The sequence below is a fragment of the Fluviirhizobium alvei genome, assembly GCF_030551875.1.
In the GTDB taxonomy this organism is placed as follows: Bacteria; Pseudomonadota; Alphaproteobacteria; order Rhizobiales; family Rhizobiaceae; genus Rhizobium_E; species Rhizobium_E alvei.
Window position 1 is genome coordinate 1 of sequence record NZ_JAUOZU010000013.1, and the last position, 23274, is coordinate 23274.

Here is a 23274-nt window from a genome sequence, read left to right on the forward strand (position 1 = left end):
GTCTTGCCGTGGTCAACGTGGCCGATCGTGCCGATGTTCACGTGCGGCTTGGTGCGCTCGAACTTGCTCTTTGCCATGTGAATGGTTCCTCATGATCAAAATAATACCTGCCAGCCGCGAACTGGGCCGGATTGCGCTGCCGTTTAGAGGTTTCGGATGGCAAGCGCAAGTAAAATTGTTCTGCCTGCTGCGAAATGGCTAACGCCGCGGCACGATAGATGCTGTGTCGACGCGAATCGTCGTACAAACAAGGTTCTATGCGTGTTTTTTAAAGCTGATTGAGAGGCTTTGGAGCGGGTAGCGGGAATCGAACCCGCGTATTCAGCTTGGAAGGCTGCTGCTCTACCATTGAGCTATACCCGCGAACCGGTTCGAAGCCTGCCTGTTCGTACGGATGGTGGAAGGGGTTGGATTTGAACCAACGTAGGCTGAGCCAACGGATTTACAGTCCGTCCCCTTTAACCACTCGGGCACCCTTCCTTACCGTACCTGACCGTTTGGGCGGTCCAGGCTGTCGACCGTTTTTGCCGGTCGGCATGGGCCGGCTATATGGACGGACCCTCGTTTCCTGTCAACACGAAAAGCGAAAAATATTCAGTCATTTTTTCGCGCCGCTCGTGACGCCGCCTCTCTTAAGGGCTATAGGCTGCTTTAAGCACCTGATACGCTCGCGGAGATTTCCCGGGCCCGACAAACAGGCGACATTTCAAGAAGCTGCAGTCAAACCGGCGTTCATCAGAGACGCTTTCGCTGTTGCAAACGGGACCATCGCGATGAGCAAGAACGATCCGGACAAGACCAAGACGCCGAAAGACACGCACTACGCCAAACTGCGGCGCGCCCATCGCGATCAGAAGCGCGAAAATGGCAACCTTTCCGCGGCAAAGCCGCAACAGGGTCGCAAGAATGACTGGACGCCGCCAAAGCTTGCCGAAGATACGGTCCATATTTATGGGCTCCATTCGGTCAAGGCAGCGATCGAAAACCCGCAACGGGTGATCCGCAAGCTTCTGGTGACGCGAAACGCCCTGCCCAAACTCGATCTTTCGCATATCGAGCGATTGCCTTTCGCCATCGAAATGCGCTCGCCGCAAGAAATCGACATGATTGTCGGTCCGGATGCGATCCATCAGGGCGCCCTGCTCGAATGCAAGCCTTTGCCGGTTCGCAAGCTCGATTCGCTCAAGGACCGGCCGCTTTTGCTCGTCCTCGATCAGGTCACCGATCCGCACAATGTCGGCGCCATCCTGCGTTCGGCCGTCGCTTTCGACGCCGGCGCCGTGGTAACGACGGAACGGCATTCGCCGACCGAATCGGGTGTCATGGGAAAATCCGCCTCCGGCGCGCTCGAAATGATTCCCTATATCCAGATCACCAATCTTGGCGATGCACTGGAAGATCTGAAACGTCTTGGTTTTCAGATCATCGGGCTTGATTCGGAAGGGCCAGCCCCCTTGGAGCAGACCTTTAGCGGCAGCAAGATCGCGCTCGTGCTGGGCGCCGAAGGAAAGGGTCTGCGGCAGAAGACGCGCACGATCTGCAATGATCTCGCGAGGCTCGACATGCCCGGCGCCATCAAGTCGTTGAATGTATCGAATGCCGCTGCGATTTCGCTTTACGCTGCGCGGCAGTATCTCTCCCGCTGAGCAGGAGATCATAGTCCGGAATCAGTCGGGCGCCGCCAGGGCGGCACCCGACAGAGCACATCAATCCGGCACGCGGCAGGCGGTCTCTCCAGCTTCCGGCGTAACGGTCGCCTTGGTTCCGTCGAAAACAAGTTTGGCCTGGTAGGAAATCACACTCGGCAGTTCACCGATCTCCTTGGCATAATCCGGTGTCCGCTTCATTTCCTCGTCATAGCTTGCCTTGCAATCGGGTACCGCGATGCCCTCACCGAGGCCGGTTTCCTTCTTGACCATGTCAATACAGGCGGCGTTGTCCGGCATCATGGTGCAGCTTGCCGTATGGACGCGCCGGAAATCGATTGTCAGTTTCGTCCCGTCAGTGACGATATTGACGAAATCCTCGCCCTCGAAACTGTCGCTGAACAGACGTTTCGCCGATTGGGAATCATAGACCGCGAAAGGCAGTCCGCCATTCCAGCCATCTGCGGCCTGGAAGAACAGGAATTTGCCCTTGGCGCCAAGGAAATAACCCGCTTCGTCGCCAGAGATCAGTTTTTCGGCAGGATCATCCTTCTGGCACGCGGCCTTGGGCGGTAGGATCGCCAGTTTGGCGGCCCCCTTCTCGCCAAGATCCACTTCCTTGATCATGAAATCCGCAAACCGGTAGCAACTGACGACCGGCGACATATCCGGATTGGCCGAATCAGGTGGCAGATCCTGCGAATCGACCGTGATCGGCTGATCGAAATGCGCATATTGCGGGCCCTGATCGAACTGGCAGTTGACCGGCGCCTTCTTGCCGACGATCCACAGGACCTTTTCCTCATCCCCCTTCAACTGCATCTTGCCATTGGTAAAGAGGAAACCATCATCGCCGCCGGGCTTCTCCGGCAGCTTTATCTTGGTTCCGTCGGCAAGTGTAATCTCGACATCCCGCTCGCCGAAGAGGGCGACAAATTCTGAACCGTCGTCGCAGACCAGCCGGACGGAATCATCGCCCGCGTCCGAATCTTCCTGCGCCTGCGCGGGATTTGCGATGAGCGCGCCGGCAAGGCAAGCCGCAGCCATGGTCGTCAGCCGCCTGGAAAGGCCAATCGTGACCTTTGGATTCCCAAAATGATACATAAGGCCTCCCGAAATTGGTGGGTGGAAACCGCGATGCAACCATTTCACCAAGTGCCGGTTGCGAGGCGGATTCCCTCGTGCCTACTCTTGCCTAACACCGAGCTTCGCGCAATCCGGAGAATGTAAATGCGTATCGCCGCCCCGCTAAAACGCACGGCCCTTGTGGCAACAATGATCCTCATGGCATCGGGCGCCGTTGTGCAGGCTTCCTCCACAAACCCTCTTCTGGATTTCGAATCCTCCAGCCTGACGAGCGCCTTCCGCTCCGGCTATTCCGGTGTCTCTGGCGCGACCGTCAATGTCGACGTGCCCTACGGTCTCAATGATGCGCAGAAATACGATGTCTACCTGCCGGCAAGCCGGTCTTCGGCACCGATCATCGTCATGATCCATGGTGGAAACTGGCAGTCGGGCGACAAGCAGGATGATTCGGTGGCTGAGGACAAGGCTGGCTACTGGGTGGCGAAAGGCTATATCTTCGTCTCGATCAACTATCGCCTGTTGCCGAAATCCGATCCGCTGATCCAGGCTGCCGATATCGCGCTCGGCATTGCCAGCATCCAGAAGAATGCGGCGAACTGGGGCGGAAATGCCTCCAAGATCGTTCTGATGGGCGCTGGCTCCGGCGGCCATCTTGCGGCACTCCTGTCATCCAATCCCTCCCTTGCAAGCGATCAGGGTGCATCGCCCTGGGCGGGTGCGGTGGTTCTTGAAACCCCTGCCCTTAACATTCCCTCGATCATGCAGTCCGATCACTCGAACGACTATGACACGGCCTTCGGAACCAATGTCGAGTTCTGGGAAGATGCCTCCCCGACCCATCTCGTGGCGTCCTCGGGCGTGCCGATGCTCATCGTCTGCTCAGAATCAAGCGCCAGTAATACCTGCAGCCGCGCCAGCAGCTTCAAACAGGCCGCCCAAGAGCAGGGTGTCACGGTCACGGTATCGCAGCAAAGCTACGGTTCGAGCGACATCAATGCCAAGCTCGGCGTATCGCAAACCTATTCCAGCACCGTCGACAACTTCATCGAATCCGTGCTCTGAAAGGCGACTGAAACTGGCACCGGCCCACAGGAAAGAGAGGCCCACTCCAACTTCTTCTCTTTACAGGCCGCGAAAATCTGCTAATTCGTCCCGCGAGTGCCCTTATAGCTCAGTTGGTAGAGCACCTGATTTGTAATCAGGGGGTCGCGAGTTCGAGTCTTGCTGGGGGCACCACTCTTCCTTTCATGAATGCTGACGCGCCCTGTTTCTGGCGGCGCATCCTGCATTTTTTCCTGAAAATCGCCGTACCGAGATGCCCAATTTCGATTGGGACAGAGATCTTGCCGTTTCGGCACGTGATTGTGCCGAAACAGACTGTTCTTCACCCTATGGTTAACGGAAGATCAACGCCGAAAGCCCGATCGACCATTTCTTTATGTATATGATTCCATTGATTTATTTTCAGACATGCCGCCGGCTCCCTGTCGCCGCAAGATCGCTCCATCGGCCAGATAGGCCCTCTTTGAACGCCCTCGCATGAGAACGCCCAATTCAGACCCATTCTGCGTCACAATTTCGCCAAGCCCATCCGTGATTTACCGCCTCACAAACGAATTCACCCGGTTCGACCAAACCGGAGACGCAGATGAGGATAAGACCGTGAAGTTCATTTTTGTTTTGCTCCTGACGATGGTTGCCCTGACATTTGGCGCTTCCGCCCTCGAGCTGAGCAGCCGCGACCCGGCGACCTGCCAGTTCGGCGCTCTTTGCCACCAGTAAACAGATTGCATTCGCCACGAAAAAACCCGCCGGAATCGCTTCCGGCGGTTTTTTCTTGCCTTTCGTCCGCGTTATTCGCCGCGGCCGCGGAAACGTCGCTGATAGCCGGGATCATAAAGCGAGCTTTCGCGAAAATCGGCCGCAGCCAGACCCGGACCCACGAAGATGAGCGCTGTGCGCTCGATCGGCTCGGCGGCAACCTTCGCTTCGATATCGGAGAGCGTCCCGCGCAGGATGCGTTCATCGGGCCAGCTCGCCTTGACGACGATCGCCACCGGACAATCGGCGCCATAGAGCGGCGTCAGTTCGGACACGACCTGCGGAAGCGCATGGATCGCCAGATGAACGGCGAGCGTCGCTCCGGTCTGGCCGAAATTTTCAAGCGTTTCCCGGTTGGGCATCGGTGACGCCCGTCCCGATACGCGTGTGAGAACCAATGATTGCGCCACTTCCGGGATGGTGAGTTCGCGCCCGAGGGCCGCCGCAGCGGCCGCAAAGGATGGCACGCCCGGCGTCATCGTATAGTTGATTCCGCGACGCTCGAGCCGCCGGATTTGTTCCGCAACCGCACTCCAGACGGAGAGATCGCCGGAATGAAGCCGCGCAACATCCTGGCCGGCTTCCGCCGCACGCACATATTCCGCCTCGATTTCATCGAGCGACATCGGCGCCGTATCGATGATCCGCGCACCTTCCGGGCAATATTGCAGGAGTTCGGGTGAAACGATCGAACCCGCATAGAGGCAAACCGGGCAGGACTGGATAAGCCGCATGCCGCGAAGCGTGATGAGATCGGCAGCGCCTGGCCCGGCGCCAATGAAATGAACGGTCATGGTCAGATCTCCTTCCCGGGGAGCGGCTTGGTCCAGCTCCATTGCGTGATCGGCATGGCAGGCCGCCAGCCCGTCATGTCACCGATCGGTGAGGCGCGCGCGATATCGATGCGGCAGAGGCTGCCGCCGCGGCTCGAATGAAGATCGAGCAGCACGCGTTCCATTTCAAGCGTCACCGCATTGGCCACCAGACGGCCGCCCGGCTTGAGTGCATCCATCGCAGCCGTCATGACGCTGGGCTCGCTGCCACCGCCGCCGACAAAGATCGCGTCCGGTTCGGCAAGGCCGGCGAGCGCTTCGGGTGCCGAGCCGGTCACCACCTCGAGCGCTGGAACGCCAAAGCGCGCCGCATTGCGCTTTATTCTGGCCGCCCGCTCGGGATGCGATTCGATGGCAATCGCTTTTAACGAGGAATCGCACAACATCCATTCGATCGAAATCGAACCGGAACCGCCGCCGATATCCCACAGGCGTTCGCCCTTTCGCGGCGCAAGTGCGGACAGCGTCAGCGCCCGGACTTCGCGTTTGGTAATTTGACCATCATGCTCGAACAGCACGTCGTCCAGCCCGCTTGCGAGCGTCAGGATCCGGGCATTCGACGCCGCAACGACCTCGACAGCGCAAATGTTGAGCGAATGAACAGGGTCTTTGGAAAAGCGCTCGGCATAGTGTTCCGAGATCGTTTCCTGTGGGCCGCCGAGTGCTTCGAGAACCGTGATGCGGGATTGCTGAAAACCGGCTTCCACCAGAAGAGAAGCAAGTTCTACCGGCCCCTTTTCATCCGAAGTCAGCGCCAGAATGCGATTGCCGGGTTGCAAATGCGGCCGGATGAGATCGATAGGCCGTCCATGCAGAGACAGGATTGTGCAATCCTGCAGCGGCCAGCCGAGACGCGAGGCAGCGAGTGAAAAGGAGGACGGCGCCGGCAGTGACAGCATTTCGCTTACCGCAATGCGGCGGCTGAGTGTTGCGCCGATGCCGTAATAAAACGGATCGCCGGAACCTAGAACAACGACCCCGCGCCCGCGCAGCGATTCGATGCGGACGAGCGAACCCTCTAGCGGGCTAAGCCAGGCTTCGGCCTCCCCGCGAATGAGTTCGGCTGCAAGCGAAAGATGGCGGCTGCCGCCGAAAACGAACTCGGCTTCGGCAATCCGTCGCTTGGCCTCGTTGCCAAGACCCTCTATACCATCCTCGCCGATGCCAATGATCGTCAGCCACCTGAGCGGGGCGGCGTCCGTTGTCACCGGTACCATTGCATTCCTATCGGCATCAGACATGGACAAGCCCCATATTCTCATTCTGGGTGGCACCACCGAAGCGCGGGCCCTGGCCGAACGGCTGGCCGGTCGCAGCGACCTCGATGTGACCCTGTCGCTGGCCGGGCGCACTGCCGAACCGCGACCGTTGCCGGTCCGGACCCGCGTTGGCGGCTTTGGCGGCGTCGATGGACTCGTATCCTATATCGAAAACGAAAGGATCGATCTTCTGATCGATGCCACCCATCCGTTCGCGAACCGGATCTCGGCCAACGCTGCAGCGGCCTCGGCGCGCAGCGGGGTGTGCCATTTCATTCTCTGCCGTCCGGGCTGGAGCAGGCTTGAAGGTGACCGCTGGACGATCACGGGATCGGTCGAGGAAGCGGTCGATGCCCTTGGTGTGGCACCACGTCGAGTGTTTCTCGCCATCGGCCGCCAGGAAGCGGCACGCTTCTCTGCGGCTCCGCAACATTCCTACCTCGTGCGCAGCGTCGATCCTGTCGATCCGCCGCTCACTGTTCCGGATTGCCGCTACATTCTCGCTTGCGGCCCATTTGATCCGGCTGACGAGGAGGCTCTGCTTTCCAGAGAGAGGATCGATGTTGTCGTGACCAAGGATTCGGGCGGATCGGCCACCTATGGCAAGATTGCCGCCGCGCGAGCGCTGGGGCTTGAGGTGATCATGATTGGGCGCCAACCGCCGCCCGGCGTTCAAACCGTCGCTGACGCCGAAGCCGCCCTCGCCCTGATCGATCACGCCTTTCCCCCGTCATGGAAACGGGGCGTATAGACGAGATCCGGCTTGCCCTCGCGCTTGATGATGCGGGTCTGGTCGGATCCGACAATGATGCAGGTCGCCATGTCGGCCATCGCCGGGTCGGCGTCCGCCAGCGGAACAACCTGCATCCTCTCGTCCGGTCGGCCTGCGGCGCGGCCAAACACAACCGGCACGGATCCGGGCAGTTCCGCCCGCAGCACATCGAAAGCCTTGCCCAACTGCCAGGGCCGCGCCTTGCTGATCGGATTGTAGAAGGCCATCACGAAACCGGCTTGCGCCGCCAGTTGCAGGCGACGTTCGATCAGGTCCCAGGGCTTGAGATTGTCAGAAAGCGATAGTGCGCAAAAATCATGTCCGAGCGGCGCGCCGATCCGGGCCGCGACCGAAAGCATGGCCGTGACGCCGGGCAGAATGACGAGCTCAACCGCCTTCCATTCTTCCGGCCCGCGGTCGATCGCTTCACAGACCGCAGCCGCCATGGCAAAGACGCCCGGATCACCGCCGGATACGACGGCAACATCGATCCCTTCGGACGCCCTCTTCAAGGCCGCACTCGCGCGGTCGAGTTCCTCGCGATTGTCAGACGCCACCTTGATCTGGTCACTGCGCAGGGATAGGCGGTCGAGATAGGGGAAATAGCCGAAAAACTCGCGGGCGCGTTCCACGGCGTGGCGCGCTTCCGGCGTCATCTGATCCGGATTGCCGGGCCCGGTACCGATCACATAGAGCGTCCCCGTCATGGCTTGGCCTTCCAGCCGGGCACGAGAACGATCGAGAAATAGGGCGCCACATCGTCAGCCTTGTCGATCAGCCGTCGCATGTCGGTGTTGCTCATTGTGCCACGCTCGACATAGAAGGCATCGTTGATGCGGCCGGTCTTTGCGAGCGCACGCCGGATCTTGGGCAGATTGCGGCCGACTTTCATGATCACCGCGGCTTCGGTATCGGCAAGCTTGCGGCCGAGTTCGGCCTCTGACAGTGTACCGGGAAGCACGCTCAGCACATCGTCCCCCTGCACGATCGGGATGCCGGCCTGCGACCAGCAGCCGGACATGGCCGTTACGCCCGGAATCACCTCGGTCGGGAACCGGTGCGCCAGCCGAACATGAAGATGCATGTAGGATCCATAGAACAGCGGATCGCCTTCGCTGAGCACGGCAACCGTGCGGCCCGCTTCCAGATGGTCGGCAACGGCCTTGGCCGACTGCTCGTAAAAATCGCCGATCTGGCTGATGTAATCCTGCTCGTCCTTCTCGATCTCGGTGGTGACCGGATAATAGAGCGGCAGTTCGATCGTGCCTTCGCGGACAATTTCATCAACGATGGCGCGACCATTGCCGCGCCGGCCGGCCTTGGCGAAATAGGCCAGCACATCGGTTTCCATGATGGCCTTGACGGCCTTGACGGTCAGCAGTTCGGGATCACCCGGACCGGTTCCCACGCCGATGAGGCGTCCCACAGCGCCGCCGCTCACAGGCCCGGCCTCGCGAGAGAATTGAGCGCTGCCGCAGCCATCGCGCTGCCGCCAAGGCGACCGCGCACCACCGCCCAGGGCACGCCATAGGAGTTTTCAGCCAGCGCATCCTTGGATTCTGCAGCGCCGACGAAACCCACCGGCATCCCGAGGATTGCCGCCGGCTTCGGCGCTCCATCGCGCAGCATTTCCAGAAGGAAGAACAGGGCCGTCGGCGCATTGCCGATCGCCACCACCGCACCCGCCATCCGTTCGCCCCAGAGCTTCAAGGCGGCTGCCGAACGGGTGTTGCCGATTTCGGCTGCGATGGTTGCCGTGCGCGGATCGCGCAGGGTACAGATCACCTCGTTGCCGGCCGGGAGCCGGGCATGGGTAACGCCATGCGCCACCATCTGCGCATCACAGAAGATCGGCGCGCCGGCAGCCAGTGCCGCCCGCGCGCTCGTAACGAAATCCGGCGAGAAATCGAAATGGCGGACGGCATCGACCGAACCGGCCGCATGGATCATCCTGACGGCAACATCCGCTTCAGCTTCCGAAAAACGGCTGAGATCGGCTTCTGAACGAATGATGGCAAAGGATTTTTCGTAAATCGCATTGCCATCACGGATGTAGTCGTAGTCGGTCATGTCTTTTCCAGTAGCAGGGCTTCGGCGATCCGTCGCGCTCCGAGCTTCATCAGGCGGTCGCAAACGGTATGTCCCGTCTCATTAGAAGGCATTGCCAAAGATGCAAGTCCTTCCAGCGCCGAATTCAGCTCAGATGCGACAAGGTAGCGTTCGGGAGGCGACGAAGCTGCGCCGTTTACGACAAGCCCATAGCCTGTCGGCGTACCGACGAGCGCCAGAGCACTGCGCGAAGGATGCGCGCATCCCTTGGCGCATCCGGACAGATGCAACGTCAGCGACCCATCGAGAAGACCCTGCGCATGCCTGAGCACGCTGTCTGCAACTTCGTGCGTATCATAAAAGGCAGATGCGCATCCGCGCGCGCCGACACAGAGCGCGATCGACTGTCGCGGATCCTTGGGATCGAGCCAGAATCCAAGCGTAGTCGCCAGGGTAGCAACGTCTTCCACCTTTTCTTTTTCAAGACCGGTGACGAAGAAACCATGCTTTGGCGCAAAACGGAGTTCGCCCGCATCAATTTCGATCAGTCGGTCCGCAAGTGTCGCGAGCGAAGTCGAATCGATCTGGCAATAGGGCAGAACGAGGCCGAGAACCGCATCCTTTGCGTCGGTCGCCACCCTGCCCGCCGGCGCCGGCGATTGTGTCGGCAATTCGACACGGACAAGCGACGCATCCGGATGGAAAAGATCGGCGAGCATGGCCGCATCCAGTTCCTTGCCGCGCGTCGAGGGACCGCGCGACGCCATGAATGCGAGCAGTGCCATGATGCTGGAGACGATCTGGCGCTCTTCCAGGATGGCAAGCCGACAGGCGGTCCGGTTGTCACCGCCGACGGACATCAGATGCCGGATTTGCCCCCCGCTGTCGCGATAGGCCGCAATCTTGATGTCGGAGGCGACATCGCCGAGATGATAGCGGCCACCGCCATCGAGCGTGATCGACAGTTTCGGCGCGAGAACAAGCAGCGGCTCGTGATCGGCGATGGCGGCACGCAGGTCCTCTGCGATCGGTCGCATGTCGGTGAATTCGTCAGCATCGAGACCGCTCAAGGGACCGACTTCAATCGCAATGCCCGGCAAGGCCTCGATGCCGGCTTCCTTCAACGACCGTTCCAGCGGCACAATCGTCTCTTCGCGGACGCCACGGATCTGCAGGCTGCCGCGCGCTGTCACCTCCACGATGCCGTTTCCATGCTCTTGTGCAGCAAGCGCCAGCGCCCGCAACTGGGGCGGGGTCAGAACGCCATCGCGCGTCCTCAGCCGTGCCAACAGACCATCGCCGGTCGGCATCGGCTTTCCGAGCGTAGGGCATTCGCCGCGTCGAACCGCCGGCCGCGCCTCTGCGTTCCAGTGCATTTGCATGTCAGTTCCAGCCCGATACATGGTGGCATCATCCTCTGTTGCAACATCCGCCACCGGCATTCTCCTTATCACGCCTTTCCGCCTTGCGCGAAATCAACCGCTCCGGCCCGAAAGCCAACTTTCATTCATCATCGAAATCGGCACCCTTGCGCATCAGATAAATATCCATGATCCAGCCATGCCTTGCGCGGGCTTCGGCCCGTTTGCGCAGGATTTCATCGGCCACATCCTTGAGCCGACCGGATATGGCAATCTCGTCCGGTGTTCCGAGATAAGCACCCCAGAAGATTTCGGCTTCGGGATCATCGATCTTCGCGAAGGCCTGTTCGCCATCCAGCATCACGATCGCGGATTCGCTCCTGGCTGGGAAGGTCTCGACCAACCGGCGCCCGGTCGTGATTTCCACCGGCTTTCCGACCAGGTTGAGCGGGATGCGATGAGTGGCGCACAGCGCCTGAATGGATGTGATGCCCGGAAAGACTTCGATCTCGAAGGCGATGTCGCCGGCCAATCGCACCCTTTCGAGAATGCGGATGGTCGAATCATAGAGCATCGGATCGCCCCAGACGAGAAAGGCCCCGGTGCCATCGGCCTGCAGTTCCTCAGCAAAGAGACGGCTGTAGATTGCCGATATCGCCGCATGCCAGTCATCGACGCCGCGCACATAGCTGGGATCGGCCGCATTGCGCTTGGGAAGCGAAAACTCGATTGACCTTTGCCCGGGACGTGTCGAATAACGACCAACAATCTCACGACGGATTTCGGCGAGATCCGATTTCTGCGCCCCTTTGGTCGGAATGAAGATGACATCGGCCCGGTTGAGCGCATTGATCGCCTGCACCGTCATATGTTCGGGATTGCCGGTTCCGATGCCGATGACGAGGATCTTGCGCATGTTGGCCCTTCCACCCGATAACCGATCCGGTCGTTGCTCCCGGACATAAACCTATCTTACCCAGCCACGGACCGACAGATCTCGCCGTTCTAGTCCGATGGATCAGGGGTTGCTTGTCCTGTTGCGCCATCGATCGTCAAATGAAATTTCCTGCCTCTGCCAGCAAACCGACAAATTGCTGTAAACAAAGCCCTATTGGCTAGGCCTGATTTGCTGTAGCACTATGATCCCGAAGACAGGCAGTTGATTGATGACACGTACGTCCCCCACCCTCGCCTTCATGGCGTCGAATGCACCGGATGCTCAACAGGCACTTGCCGAACTCGAGGCTCTCTATCGCCATGTCGATTATGCAGCAGCCGATGTGATCGTCGCCCTCGGCGGTGATGGTTTCATGCTGCAGACGCTGCACGACACGACCAACAGCGGCAAGCTCGTCTATGGCATGAACCGGGGTTCGGTCGGCTTCTTGATGAACAAGTTTTCGACGGACCGTCTGGTGGAGCGGATCGAGGCTGCGGTACAGAATGCCATCCATCCCCTGCGGATGACGACAATCGACGAGAATGGCGACGAGCGTATCGAATATGCGATCAACGAAGTGTCGCTGCTGCGGCAATCCTATCAGGCCGCCAAACTGCGGGTGCTGGTCGATGGCAAGGAACGGCTTCCGGAACTGACCTGCGACGGTCTTCTCTTGTCGACCCCTGCCGGCTCCACTGCCTACAATTTCTCGGCCCATGGTCCGATCCTGCCGCTCGAGGCACCGCTTCTGGCGCTGACGCCGGTTAGCCCCTTCCGCCCGCGCCGCTGGCGTGGCGCGTTGCTGCCCGATCGGGTGACGGTGGAGATCCAGGTCCTCGAACCGGAAAAGCGCCCCGTCAACGCGGTCGCCGACCATAACGAGGTCAAGTCCGTGCTGAAAGTCGTCGTCGCACAGGCATTGGATAGAACCGCCTGCCTCCTCTCGGACCCCGACCATTCCTGGTCCGACCGTATCCTGGCCGAACAGTTTATCGACTGACGGGGCACCAATTTCCATGCTGAATGTACCCAAAGGCCCGGACCGTCGCTGAACGAACCGGGATCTCCGCATGCAATCCACACAAATTGTCCGGTTTTTGCACTGCGGAAGCGGTTACCCCCTTGCTTTGTTACATTCGTGATATATCAGATATCTGGATGGCGATTTTGCGACATACCGCAACCTGATATATCAGACTGGAACCAGCATGCGCGACAGCACGGAATCCCAAAGCCGCCTCGCCTATCTCGCCCTTGAAAGCCTCATCGTGACGCTCAAGCTGGCGCCCGGTTCGCTGGTGACGGAAAAGCAGCTGATTGCGCTCGCCGGTTTTGGTCGTACGCCGGTGCGCGAGGCGATCCAGAAACTCGAATGGCAAGGTCTGATCGCCGTGCGGCCACGCGCCGGGCTCCAGGTTGCCGAACTCGATCCACGGCAGCCGGCGCAAATTCTCGAAGCACGCCGTCAGCTCGAACCTCTCGCTGTTCGCAAGACCGCCGACACGATCGATGACGAGGCGCGTAATGCCCTCATCGATTGCGCCAAGGCGATGACGGAATGTTCGGTGACCGGTGATCTCGAAGGGTTTCTCGCCGCCGACAAGCGGTTTGATGAGATCCTGGAACGATGCTGCCCCAATCCCTTCATTTCGCAAGCTTTGGCGTCGTTGCAGACCCATTCCCGGCGTTACTGGTTTGCCACGGCCAACGAAATGTCGCTCGATCGATCCGTCAGCCTGCATGTGCGTGTCATCCGCGCACTGCTGAACGGTCACGGGGACGAGGCCGAAAAGTCGATGACCGAATTGCTCGACGCCATGCTGGAACAGGAAGTCATCGCCTGACACGACGGCCGGCGTAAAAAATGAAAAGACCGGCCATTTGGGAAATGACCGGTCCATCCGTCCTCGTTCTAACTAATGTCAGTCGACGAATGCGCGCTCGATGACGAATTCGGCCGGCTTGTTGTTGGCGCCTTCCGTCAGTCCGGCATCCAGAAGCAGCTGCTTGATTTCCTTGAGCATGGCAGCAGAACCGCAGATCATGCCCCGATCAACCGCCGGATCGAGCGGCGCCACGCCGAGATCGGCAAACATCTTGCCGGAACGGATATTGTCGGTGATCCGGCCCTGGAACGGATAATCTTCCCGTGTCACGGTCGCATAATGCTTGAGCTTGTCGCCGACGATTTCCGCCAGGAATTCGTGGTTCTTGATCTCCTCGATCAGATCGAAACCGTATTTCAGTTCGGCCACCTCGCGGCAGGTATGGCAAAGCACCACTTCCTCGAACTTCTCATAGGTTTCCGGATCGCGGATCAGGCTGGCGAAGGGGGCGATGCCGGTTCCGGTCGAGAACATATAAAGACGTTTTCCCGGCAGAAGCGCGTCATTGACCAGCGTGCCGGTCGATTTCTTGCGCATCAGCACCGTATCGCCGACCTTGAGATTCTGCAGGTGCTGTGTCAGCGGACCATCCGAAACCTTGATCGAGAAGAATTCGAGCTCTTCATCCCAAGCCGGGCTGGCAATCGAATAGGCGCGATAAAGCGGTTTGCCGTCGACCATCAGTCCGATCATCACGAACTCGCCCGAGCGGAAGCGGAAATCGGCAGGCCGCGTCATCCGGAAACGGAACAGGCGGTCGGTATAGTGCTGAACCGCAGTCACGGTTTCGGCATAGACGCCTGCAGGCAACGCGGAGGCTTCGGTGTTCAATGCTGGGGCGTTCATGAAAGGTCGGATCCCTTGGGCTTCGTCATCGTCAACAAGGCTGATAATACAGCGTGCCCTCGACTTGAAGGCATCACATTCCAACGCAGCGCCCGGAACAGAAAAGGCATTCCGGTTACGCCTCCTGTGGCAAAGCGCTTAGCGTGAAATGTCGGAAAAGAAAAGCGCCGGCCTTGATCATGATCAATAGCCGGCGCCAAAGATAGCGTTTTTCCTATTTCAGGCGACCGAGCCTGAAACCCGACGCCAGCTGTAGGAACCGGGATTGGCCGCATCGCGCGCCGTGGGCTGGTAATGCAGGTCGATGCCGGGCAGCCTGCCCTCGCCCAGCCGGCGGATCGCCACCGGATTGGTCACCGCGAAGGAGGAGATACCGCAACGGAGCATCAGCGGGATCTGGTCTATCAGCACATCGCCGACCGCACGGATCTCGCCGTCAAAACCAAGCTGTGTGCGCAGGAGCGAGGCGTGCGAAAAGCCGCGACCATCGTTGAAGGCCGGAAAGGACAGCGCCACCAGAGCGATCTTGTCGAGATGGGGCTGCAGCGCCCGCACATTGTCGGCCGGTGCGATCAGAACGCCAAGGCCGCTCTCGCCCGCCTCGGCCCGCTCCAGAAAGCTTGCGAGCGGCAGGATTGGCTTTTCGTTCTGGCCTGCCTCAACCTCGTCGCTTTCGATCACCCAGGGATCATCACTGACAAACCCGGCTTCGTTCCAAATCTTGGTCATTCTTGTCTTCCTTATGCGGCTTCGGCGGTGTTTCCGCCATAGAGCGCATCCTTGAACGGCTGCGGGCCAACGCGACGATAGGCCTGGAGGAAGGTTTCATCCTTCGAGAGCCTGAGACCGAGATAGGTGTTGACCACCACCTCGACGGCATCGGTGACCTTTTCCGGTTCGAAACCGCGGCCGATGATCTCGCCGATCGAGCTATGCTCGTCCGCCGAACCGCCGAGCGTGATCTGATAGAGTTCCGCACCCTTCTTTTCGACACCCAGCAGGCCGATATGGCCGACATGGTGGTGTCCGCAGGCATTGATGCAGCCCGAAATCTTGATCTTCAGTTCGCCGATCTCTGCCTGGCGTTCCGGTGCACCGAAACGTTCGGAAATCGCCTGGGCGACCGGAATCGAACGCGCATTGGCAAGCGCGCAGTAATCGAGCCCGGGACAGGCAATGATATCGGTGATGAGGTCGGAATTGGCGGTCACCAGACCGGCCGGCTTCAGCGCGCGGTAAAGCGGCTCGAGATCGGCCAGCGCCACATGCGGCAGGATGATATTCTGCTCATGGCTGATGCGGATTTCATCGAAGGCAAATTCCTCGGCAAGATCGGCCACCAGATCCATCTGCGCATCGGTTGCGTCACCCGGGATGCCACCGATCGGCTTCAGCGAAATCGTCACCATCCCGTAATCCGGATGCTTGTGCGGCTTCACGTTCTGGTCGACCCAGCGGGCAAAGGCCGGATCGGCCTTTTTCCAGGCAGCCAGATTTGTCCAGCCTTCCGCGCGGGCCGGCAGCGACGGCGGCGCAAAATAGGCTGCAATGGAGGCCACATCGGCTTCCGGCAATTTCAGCTCGGAATTCTTGAGCGCATTGAACTCGGTCTCGATCTCGGCCGAGAGCTTTTCCACGCCGGTCTCGTGAACGAGGATCTTGATGCGGGCCTTGTACTTGTTGTCGCGGCGACCATAAAGATTGTAAACGCGCATGACGGCGGTGATGTAGGAGAGAAGATCCTCTTCCGGCAGGAATTCACGAATCTTCTTGGCGATCATCGGGGTGCGGCCCTGGCCGCCGCCGACATAGACGTCGAAACCGAGTTCGCCCTTGTCGTTCTTCTTGAGATGCAGGCCGATATCATGCACCTGGATGGCCGCACGGTCATGCGGTGCACCGGTTACGGCAATCTTGAACTTGCGCGGTAGGAACGAGAATTCCGGATGGACGGACGACCATTGGCGCAGGATTTCCGCATAGGGACGCGGGTCGGCAGCCTCATCCGCAGCGGCACCGGCGAAATGATCGGCGGTGACATTGCGGATACAGTTGCCCGACGTCTGGATCGCATGCATCTCGACGCTGGCGAGTTCGGCCAGAATGTCGGGCGTGTCCTTCAGGCGCGGCCAGTTATACTGAATGTTCTGGCGGGTGGTGAAATGGCCGTAACCGCGGTCATACTTGCGCGCGATATGCGCCAGCATCCGCATCTGTCGCGAGTTGAGTGTACCGTAGGGAATGGCCACCCGCAGCATATAGGCATGGAGCTGCAGATAGACGCCATTCATCAACCGGAGCGGACGGAAGGCCTCTTCCGCGATTTCACCGCTCAGGCGACGCTCCACCTGGTCGCGAAACTGTGCGACGCGGGAGGCGACGAAGGCGTGGTCGAATTCATCGTAGCGATACATGCTTTTTCAATTCCTCAGGCTGCGGTGCCGGCATTCGCCGGCAGGTAATCGATCGACGGGCCTTCCGCACGAATGCGTTCGCGCATCCGCTGCGGACGAATGCGACCGTCGACCTCCTCCACGTCGATGAGATTGACGTCGAGCACGAAGTTGTCCGCATAGGCCTGCTTGCCGATGGCTTCCAGGCGCGCGGCATCTTCCTTGCTGCGCACAATCTCGGCATCGGAGAAAGATTCGCTCCAATCGCCGGAAGCAGCATACCAGACGGTGATACCGTCGGTCAGCCGGTTGGCCGTCAGAACCTGCAAAGTCATTTCATGCTCCCCGTAAGTACGACCGCATCTTCCTTCTGGCGGGAGAGCGGCAAAGACTGTTCGAAATTGGCGCCGGCAACCGCCTCGCCGATAATGACCATCACCGGACCATCAAGCTCGACGCGTTCTGCAAGCCCCGGCAGATCCATCAGCGTTCCATGCAGACGGCGCCGTTCGCGTCGCGACGCATTTTCGACGACGGCGACCGGCGTTTCAGCCGGAAGACCGGCGGCGATCAGACGCTCGGCCACCGAAGCGGCCACACTGCGTCCCATATAGACGGCAACGGTGGCGCCGGAGATCGCAAGCGAGGCCCAGTCCGGCAGGGTTTCGCCAAAAAGGTCGTGGCCGGTTGTGAAAACCAGCGACGACGAAACGCCACGCAACGTCAGCGGCAACTCGAAATCGGCTGCAGCCGCAAGCGCCGACGTGATGCCCGGAACGATTTCATAAGCAATGCCGGCATTGCGCAGGGCTGTCATTTCCTCGCCGGCCCGGCCGAAGATGAGCGGATCACCGGACTTAAGACGCACGACCCGTTTGCCGGCGCGACCAAGCGCAACCAGCAGATCGTTGATTTCTTCCTGCGACTTGGAATGGCAGCCCTTGCGCTTTCCAACTGCAAAGCGCTCGGCATCGCGACGTCCGAGATCGACGATCGATGATGGCACGAGCGCATCATAGACGATCGCATCGGCCTCCATCATCACGCGCTGGGCTCTAAGGGTCAAAAGGTCCTCGGCCCCCGGCCCGGCCCCGACCAGCCAGATGCGACCTTCCACGGCATCCATGGATTTCAGAAGCTTTGTCGCATTGCGACGAGCATCGGAGAGATCACCACCTGCAACGGAATCGGCAACCGATCCGGAAAAGAAACGGCGCCAGAAGATCCGCCGGGCAGCACCGCGCGGCAACAGCTTGTCGACGGCATCGCGATAAAGCATGGCCAGTCGCGCCAGCCTGCCGAGAGACGGCGAAAGCAACTGATCGATCTGGGCCCGGATCATCTGCGCCAGCACCGGTCCGGCCCCTTCCGTACCGATGGCCACCGCGACAGGCGCGCGATTGACGATCGCCGGCGTGAAGAAATCGCAGCATTCCGGTTGATCGACCGCATTGGCCGGGATGCGGAAGGTGCGCGCATCCTCGACGATGGAACGATCGGTATCGGCATCACCGGTCGCGGCAAACACGAGCGCGGCATCGGCAAGCAATCCCGCCTCGTAGGCGCGCGCGATGTGATCGATATCGCGCTGGATGACGAGAGACATCAGGTTCGCTTCGGGTCGATCGGCAATCAGGCCAATGCGCGCGCGCGTATTGAGAAGCAGCCGCACCTTGGCCAGCGCTTCCTCACCATTGCCGACGACAATGACGCGCTTTCCCTCGACCTTGAAAAAGGCCGGGAATACGCAAAGCTTTTCGTCCTGGACGCTCATCGGGCAACCCTATTGCGGAGATGCTGCACTATCGTCTTTAAATCGCCAAATATGAAGAAACAGGAATCCGGCTTTCTCCAAACGACTATATTGTTTTTCTCGGAATGCGCAGGAAAAGAGGAAATCCGCCCGACCACCGGCGCTTGCTTGGCAAAACGCAATTTGGGGGAAAACCGCCTGTGCTTCCACCGCTTTGTTTCCTTTTCGACTTTCGACGTCTTTTCAGCCGGTGGGACATCGGCTTACATGCTCTCTCCCGCCGCTGTTTTCCGGAGCCCGCATGTACTTCGACCACGCCCCCGCTGATCTTCTGTCGCGCCTGCTTTCGGTGATGGAAAACGACATCCTGCCGCTGACGACTCGTGGCGTTGCCGCTGGCAACAAGGTGTTCGGAGCCGCCCTTCTGAGAAAATCCGATCTCTCGCTGGTGATCGCCGAAACCAACAACGAACTCGAAAATCCGCTCTGGCATGGCGAGGTCCACGCGCTCAAGCGTTTCTATGAGCTGGGAGAACGGCCGGACACCAGGGATCTGATCTTTCTGTCGACGCACGAACCCTGCACCATGTGCATGTCGGCAATCACCTGGGCCGGCTTTGACAATTTCTTCTATTTCTTCAGCCATGAGGACAGCCGTGATGCTTTCGCGATCCCGCATGACCTGAAGATCCTCAAGGAAGTGTTCGGCCTCGAACCAGGCGGTTACCGCCGCAATAATGCCTTCTGGCACAGCGCCTGGATTGCCGATCTTCTGGCCACGACTACGGCAGAGGAACGTGCCGGTTTTGCGGCGCGCATCGAAGCGATCAAGGCGCAATATGCGGAACTGTCAAACCTTTACCAGTCGTCCAAGGACGCCAATTCCATTCCGCTGAACTGAGCGCCATGAAACCCTCAAAGGATATCACGCGCCTGATCGAGATCATGGCAGCTCTCCGGACCCCGGTGACCGGCTGCCCATGGGATCTTGAACAGGATTTCGAAAGCATCAAGCCCTACACGCTTGAGGAAGCCTACGAGGTGGCCGATGCGATCGAACGCAAGGATCTCGACGATCTTCGCGAAGAGCTCGGCGACCTGCTCCTTCAAGTGGTCTTCCATGCCCGGATGGCCGAGGAACAGGGCGAATTCGGCTTCGGCGATGTTGTGGATGCGATCACGACCAAAATGATCCGCCGTCATCCGCATGTCTTTGCCCGCTCGGAGGCCGATACGCCCGATGCGGTAAAGGCCCAGTGGGACAGGATCAAGGCCGAGGAAAAGAAGGAGCGTGCAGAACGGCGCGCCCGACGGGGCCTGAGCGAGAATTTCAAGGAAGGCCATCTCGGCACAGTTCCGCGCGCCATGCCCGCGCTCGTCGAGGCGCTGAAATTGCAGCAACAGGCCGCCAAGGTCGGCTTCGACTGGTCCGAACCCGAACCGATCCTCGACAAGATCGAAGAGGAAATCGGCGAATTCCGTCAGGCTCTCGCAAGCGGCGACAAGGGCCGCATTGCCGATGAACTTGGGGATCTGATCTTCGCCGCCGTCAATCTCGGGCGCCATGCGGGCGTGGAACCGGAAATGGCTGTTCGCGGGACAAACACCAAATTCCGCCGCCGCTTTGGCCATATCGAGCGGGCGCTATCGGCAAAAGGCACCTCGCTTGCCGACGCAACGCTCGACGAGATGGAAGCGCTCTGGCAAGAGGCCAAGACGGACGAGTAGGAGACCTCCCTCGGTTCGTCATCCCCGGCCTTGTGCCGAGGATCTGCCAAGTCCCGCCAGACAAGCGACGTTGCGATCCGGATTGTGCGGCAGCAGATGGTCGGGACGGGCCCGGCCATGACGGAGAGGGTACGTTACAGCCACGACAGCCGTACCAACGGGCAAATAGACGGGTGCCTCAATCTTCCCAGGGCGCTTTCGGCGGTACCTTGGCAGTGCCGAGCTTGCGTTCCATTTCCATCGCCTCGTTTTCGGCAAGACGCACATCAAGGCTCACCGAACCATCCTCGCGATCCTCGCGCGCATCGACGATCGAATGTTCGTAGAACCAGGAAAGCATCGAGAGCTTTTCGGGTGGCAGCACGACGGTGACTTCGCTCATCACACCGGACAGGCGATCGCCAATCAGGTTGAGAAGCCGGTCCACCCCCTCGCCCGTCACGGCTGAGACGGCAATCGTGTTCGCCGTTGCTTCGGCCTTCTGCGCGATCGCCTCGCGCGCTTCCGGCTCCAGCCGGTCGATCTTGTTCCAGACTTCGATGATCCGCTTGTCCTTGTCGGCATCCTCGATGCCGAGATCGGTGAGGATCCGCAGCACATCCTGCGCCTGTGCGACATTGTCCGGATCGGACATATCGCGCACATGCAGGATGAGATCGGCTTCGAGAACCTCTTCGAGCGTCGCACGGAAGGCAGCGACCAGATGGGTCGGCAGGTTGGAAATGAAACCGACCGTATCGGACAGGATGATCATGCGGCCATGCGGCAGCTTGATGCGCCGGAGCGTTGGATCGAGCGTGGCAAACAACATGTCTTCGGCCATGACGCCGGCACCGGTCAGGCGGTTGAACAGGGTCGATTTTCCGGCATTGGTGTAACCGGCCAGAGCAACGATCGGATGTGGCACCTTCTTGCGTTTAGCGCGATGGAGCTGGCGCGTCCGCCGGACCTGTTCGAGCTCGCGTTCGAGCCGCACGATCTTGTCCTGCAGAATGCGGCGGTCCGCTTCGATCTGGGTTTCGCCCGGACCGCCGAGAAAGCCTGCACCGCCGCGCTGGCGTTCAAGGTGAGTCCAGCTGCGAACCAGCCGGCCCTTCTGGTAGTTGAGATGGGCAAGTTCGACCTGCAGCGTCCCTTCCTTGGTGGATGCCCGTCGGCCGAAGATTTCCAGAATAAGGCCCGTACGGTCGATAACCTTGGCGTTCCATTCCTTTTCGAGATTGCGCTGCTGAACCGGTGTCAAGGCGTGGTCGACAATCACAAGTCCGGCATTACCCTCGTCGAGCAGCGTGCCTATTTCCTCGATCTTGCCGGTCCCGATCAGGGTCGCAGGCCTCGGCTGGTTGACCGGTACGATGACGCCGCCAACAATGTCGAGATCGATGGCACCGGCCAGTCCGACGGCTTCCTCGAGACGGCTTTCGTTCGAGCGCTGCGGCACGTCGTCCGGCCCTGCCGTCTTAAGCACGGGCACGACAACGACGGCGCGCATCGAATCGCGCAGCTTCTCGCTTTCAGGAACCAGCGAATCCTGTGACGTATCTCTTTCGGTAATGGTTCAATCTCCCAATCAGGTCCGAAACCGCATCATATCTTTGGCGGAAATTCCGCCAAAGCTCCGAACCTCTATGCCAAAAGAGCCCGGTCGGGAAGCCGCCGGGCCCAAAAAACAGGTTTCGAAACTGGCAATCAGCCGGCCGCGTCTTCGCCTTCGAACATCTGCACCGGCGAACCGGGCATGATGGTGGAGATCGCATGCTTGTAAACCAGCTGCGAATGACCATCCCGACGAAGAAGTACGCAGAAATTATCGAACGATGTGACGACACCGGTCAACTTGACACCGTTGATCAGAAAGATTGTCAGGGAGATTTTCTGCTTGCGAACTGTATTGAGGAAAAGATCTTGCAGATTTTGAGAACGTTCAGCCATTTGCCCCGCCGCTTCTTAGGTTTTTGCCGGTGGTTTCACCGGATTATGATTGATGCCTCCCAGCGCACCGCTCCCTCAAGCAGCTTGCCTTGATCGAACAGCTATCAAATCGGAGTCTTTTCCGCAATCTCGAAAAAGGCTTCGCGGATTTTTTGCGTTACGATGCCCGGATGGGCGTTCCCGATCGGTTTTCCGTCGATTTCCACGATCGGCAGGCAGATGCTCGTGGCCGCGGTAATGAACACTTCACGTGCATTCATCATCTCGTCGCGACTGAACTCCTGTTCGCGGATCTCGACGCCGAGCCGACTTGCGACGTCCATGAGCGTCGTACGGGTAATCCCGCGCAAAATACCATGCTCTGCCGGTCGCGTGAGGAGGACGCCATCCTTGTCGACCATCCAGACATTGGTCGCGGCCCCCTCCTTCACCTTACCCTCGCAATCGATATAGATTGCTTCCTGCGCGCCCTTTTCCTTGGCTTCCTGGCGCGCGAGCACGTTCGGCAACAGGCCGACCGTCTTGATGTCGACCCGATCCCAGCGATTGTCCGTCACAGTGATGGCCTTGAGCCCCTTGGCATTCTTTGCCGCAATCACGGAAGGTGCAATCCGCTTGGCGGTGATGACGATCGAGGGACGGGTTCCCTCTGCCGGAAACACATGATCGCGCGGAGCAACGCCGCGCGTGACCTGCAGATAGAACATACCTTCGGTAATGCGGTTGCGGCGCAGGACCTGACGGATCACATGGATGAGCGAACCGCGATGCATCGGCCAGTCGATCCGCAATTCCTTAAGCGAGCGATCGAGCCGGTCGAGATGGCGGCTGAGATCGACGATCACGCCTTCGCGCACCTGGCAGACTTCATAGACGCCATCGGCGAACTGATAACCGCGATCCTCGACATGGATCATGGCGTCGCCATGGGGGACATAGGCTCCGTTGACATAGGCAATGCGCGACATC

The 23274-nt window shown here is 59.7% G+C and carries 23 protein-coding genes, 3 tRNA genes and 1 pseudogene; 8 read left to right on the forward strand and 19 right to left on the reverse strand.

The window, feature by feature from the left end; all coding sequences use genetic code 11:
- The 3 genes and pseudogenes from Q4481_RS17010 to Q4481_RS17020 all read right to left on the reverse strand — a co-directional run.
- Positions 1-77, reverse strand: a pseudogene (locus Q4481_RS17010) (GTP-binding protein); the annotation flags it as partial.
- Between the two features lie 212 nt (positions 78-289).
- Positions 290-363, reverse strand: a tRNA-Gly gene (locus Q4481_RS17015).
- A gap of 32 nt (positions 364-395) precedes the next feature.
- Positions 396-480 (reverse strand) — tRNA-Tyr (locus tag Q4481_RS17020).
- A 293-nt stretch (positions 481-773) separates the two neighbouring features.
- Between Q4481_RS17020 and rlmB the strand changes: the two genes are divergently transcribed.
- A complete protein-coding gene (rlmB, locus tag Q4481_RS17025; protein WP_304377604.1) occupies positions 774-1646 on the forward strand; it encodes a 23S rRNA (guanosine(2251)-2'-O)-methyltransferase RlmB in 873 nt (290 codons plus the stop codon).
- Positions 1647-1706: 60 nt separating this feature from the next.
- On the opposite strand, the gene Q4481_RS17030 is transcribed toward rlmB, so the two are convergent.
- A complete protein-coding gene (locus Q4481_RS17030) occupies positions 1707-2693 on the reverse strand; it encodes a hypothetical protein (protein ID WP_304377605.1) in 987 nt (328 codons plus the stop codon).
- Positions 2694-2876: 183 nt separating this feature from the next.
- Between Q4481_RS17030 and Q4481_RS17035 the strand changes: the two genes are divergently transcribed.
- Together Q4481_RS17035 and Q4481_RS17040 are read left to right on the forward strand one after the other, a co-directional pair.
- Positions 2877-3794, forward strand: a complete 918-nt coding sequence (locus Q4481_RS17035) for an alpha/beta hydrolase (RefSeq protein ID WP_304377606.1) — start codon at positions 2877-2879, stop codon at positions 3792-3794.
- Positions 3795-3892: 98 nt separating this feature from the next.
- Positions 3893-3968 (forward strand) — tRNA-Thr (locus Q4481_RS17040).
- A 617-nt stretch (positions 3969-4585) separates the two neighbouring features.
- Here the strand turns inward: Q4481_RS17040 and cobM are convergent.
- Positions 4586-5347 carry a precorrin-4 C(11)-methyltransferase gene (gene cobM, locus Q4481_RS17045; protein WP_304377607.1) on the reverse strand — a complete coding sequence of 254 codons (762 nt, stop codon included), beginning with the start codon at positions 5345-5347 and terminating at the stop codon, positions 4586-4588.
- A 2-nt stretch (positions 5348-5349) separates the two neighbouring features.
- Positions 5350-6627 carry a precorrin-6y C5,15-methyltransferase (decarboxylating) subunit CbiE gene (gene cbiE / locus Q4481_RS17050; protein ID WP_304377608.1) on the reverse strand — a complete coding sequence of 426 codons (1278 nt, stop codon included), beginning with the start codon at positions 6625-6627 and terminating at the stop codon, positions 5350-5352.
- Here cbiE and Q4481_RS17055 point away from each other — a divergent pair.
- On the forward strand, positions 6626-7396 hold the full coding sequence (locus Q4481_RS17055; RefSeq protein WP_304377609.1) for a cobalt-precorrin-6A reductase: 771 nt from the start codon (positions 6626-6628) through the stop codon (positions 7394-7396). The genes cbiE and Q4481_RS17055 overlap by 2 nt on opposite strands.
- Here Q4481_RS17055 and Q4481_RS17060 read toward each other — a convergent pair.
- The 5 genes from Q4481_RS17060 to cobF all read right to left on the reverse strand — a co-directional run bounded on the left by Q4481_RS17060 (position 7360) and on the right by cobF (position 11743).
- On the reverse strand, positions 7360-8124 hold the full coding sequence (locus Q4481_RS17060) for a precorrin-3B C(17)-methyltransferase (protein ID WP_304377610.1): 765 nt from the start codon (positions 8122-8124) through the stop codon (positions 7360-7362). The genes Q4481_RS17055 and Q4481_RS17060 overlap by 37 nt on opposite strands.
- Positions 8121-8858 carry a precorrin-2 C(20)-methyltransferase gene (locus tag Q4481_RS17065; protein WP_304377611.1) on the reverse strand — a complete coding sequence of 246 codons (738 nt, stop codon included), beginning with the start codon at positions 8856-8858 and terminating at the stop codon, positions 8121-8123. Before Q4481_RS17065 ends, Q4481_RS17060 begins: the two co-directional genes overlap by 4 nt.
- Positions 8855-9487 (reverse strand): precorrin-8X methylmutase, encoded by a 633-nt coding sequence (locus Q4481_RS17070; protein WP_304377612.1) that lies wholly within the window; start codon positions 9485-9487, stop codon positions 8855-8857. Before Q4481_RS17070 ends, Q4481_RS17065 begins: the two co-directional genes overlap by 4 nt.
- Positions 9484-10902: a precorrin-3B synthase gene (gene cobG, locus Q4481_RS17075; RefSeq protein WP_304377613.1), complete on the reverse strand. Its 1419-nt coding sequence runs from the start codon at positions 10900-10902 to the stop codon at positions 9484-9486. Before cobG ends, Q4481_RS17070 begins: the two co-directional genes overlap by 4 nt.
- A gap of 67 nt (positions 10903-10969) precedes the next feature.
- Positions 10970-11743, reverse strand: coding sequence for a precorrin-6A synthase (deacetylating) (gene cobF / locus Q4481_RS17080; RefSeq protein ID WP_304377614.1), 774 nt, complete (start codon positions 11741-11743; stop codon positions 10970-10972).
- A 250-nt stretch (positions 11744-11993) separates the two neighbouring features.
- On the opposite strand from cobF, the gene Q4481_RS17085 reads away from it, so the two are divergent.
- Both Q4481_RS17085 and Q4481_RS17090 read left to right on the forward strand, forming a co-directional pair.
- Positions 11994-12767: an NAD kinase gene (locus Q4481_RS17085; RefSeq protein WP_304377615.1), complete on the forward strand. Its 774-nt coding sequence runs from the start codon at positions 11994-11996 to the stop codon at positions 12765-12767.
- 208 nt (positions 12768-12975) lie between these two features.
- Positions 12976-13611: a GntR family transcriptional regulator gene (locus Q4481_RS17090; protein ID WP_304377616.1), complete on the forward strand. Its 636-nt coding sequence runs from the start codon at positions 12976-12978 to the stop codon at positions 13609-13611.
- Between the two features lie 78 nt (positions 13612-13689).
- Here Q4481_RS17090 and Q4481_RS17095 read toward each other — a convergent pair whose 3' ends face one another.
- The 5 genes from Q4481_RS17095 to cysG form a co-directional block, all read right to left on the reverse strand.
- Positions 13690-14499, reverse strand: coding sequence for a ferredoxin--NADP reductase (locus Q4481_RS17095; RefSeq protein ID WP_304377617.1), 810 nt, complete (start codon positions 14497-14499; stop codon positions 13690-13692).
- Positions 14500-14718: 219 nt separating this feature from the next.
- Positions 14719-15228, reverse strand: a complete 510-nt coding sequence (locus tag Q4481_RS17100) for a DUF934 domain-containing protein (RefSeq protein WP_304377618.1) — start codon at positions 15226-15228, stop codon at positions 14719-14721.
- A gap of 11 nt (positions 15229-15239) precedes the next feature.
- The gene (locus tag Q4481_RS17105) at positions 15240-16913 is read right to left on the reverse strand and encodes a nitrite/sulfite reductase (RefSeq protein WP_304377619.1); all 1674 of its coding nucleotides are present in this window, start codon (positions 16911-16913) and stop codon (positions 15240-15242) included.
- A 14-nt stretch (positions 16914-16927) separates the two neighbouring features.
- Positions 16928-17227 carry a DUF2849 domain-containing protein gene (locus tag Q4481_RS17110; protein ID WP_304377620.1) on the reverse strand — a complete coding sequence of 100 codons (300 nt, stop codon included), beginning with the start codon at positions 17225-17227 and terminating at the stop codon, positions 16928-16930.
- Positions 17224-18666 carry a siroheme synthase CysG gene (gene cysG / locus Q4481_RS17115; protein WP_304377621.1) on the reverse strand — a complete coding sequence of 481 codons (1443 nt, stop codon included), beginning with the start codon at positions 18664-18666 and terminating at the stop codon, positions 17224-17226. Before cysG ends, Q4481_RS17110 begins: the two co-directional genes overlap by 4 nt.
- A 280-nt stretch (positions 18667-18946) precedes the next feature.
- Here cysG and Q4481_RS17120 point away from each other — a divergent pair, with 280 nt between their 5' ends.
- Both Q4481_RS17120 and mazG read left to right on the forward strand, forming a co-directional pair.
- Positions 18947-19546, forward strand: a complete 600-nt coding sequence (locus Q4481_RS17120; RefSeq protein WP_304377622.1) for a deaminase — start codon at positions 18947-18949, stop codon at positions 19544-19546.
- A gap of 5 nt (positions 19547-19551) precedes the next feature.
- Positions 19552-20373 carry a nucleoside triphosphate pyrophosphohydrolase gene (gene mazG / locus Q4481_RS17125; protein WP_304377623.1) on the forward strand — a complete coding sequence of 274 codons (822 nt, stop codon included), beginning with the start codon at positions 19552-19554 and terminating at the stop codon, positions 20371-20373.
- A gap of 178 nt (positions 20374-20551) precedes the next feature.
- Here mazG and hflX read toward each other — a convergent pair whose 3' ends face one another.
- The 3 genes from hflX to Q4481_RS17140 all read right to left on the reverse strand — a co-directional run bounded on the left by hflX (position 20552) and on the right by Q4481_RS17140 (position 23273).
- Positions 20552-21865, reverse strand: coding sequence for a GTPase HflX (gene hflX / locus Q4481_RS17130; RefSeq protein ID WP_304377624.1), 1314 nt, complete (start codon positions 21863-21865; stop codon positions 20552-20554).
- 197 nt (positions 21866-22062) lie between these two features.
- Positions 22063-22305, reverse strand: a complete 243-nt coding sequence (gene hfq, locus Q4481_RS17135; RefSeq protein WP_304377625.1) for an RNA chaperone Hfq — start codon at positions 22303-22305, stop codon at positions 22063-22065.
- Between the two features lie 104 nt (positions 22306-22409).
- Entirely contained in the window at positions 22410-23273 is an 864-nt protein-coding gene (locus Q4481_RS17140; protein ID WP_304377626.1) for a D-amino-acid transaminase, read from the reverse strand.
- Between the last annotated feature and the right edge of the window lies 1 nt (position 23274).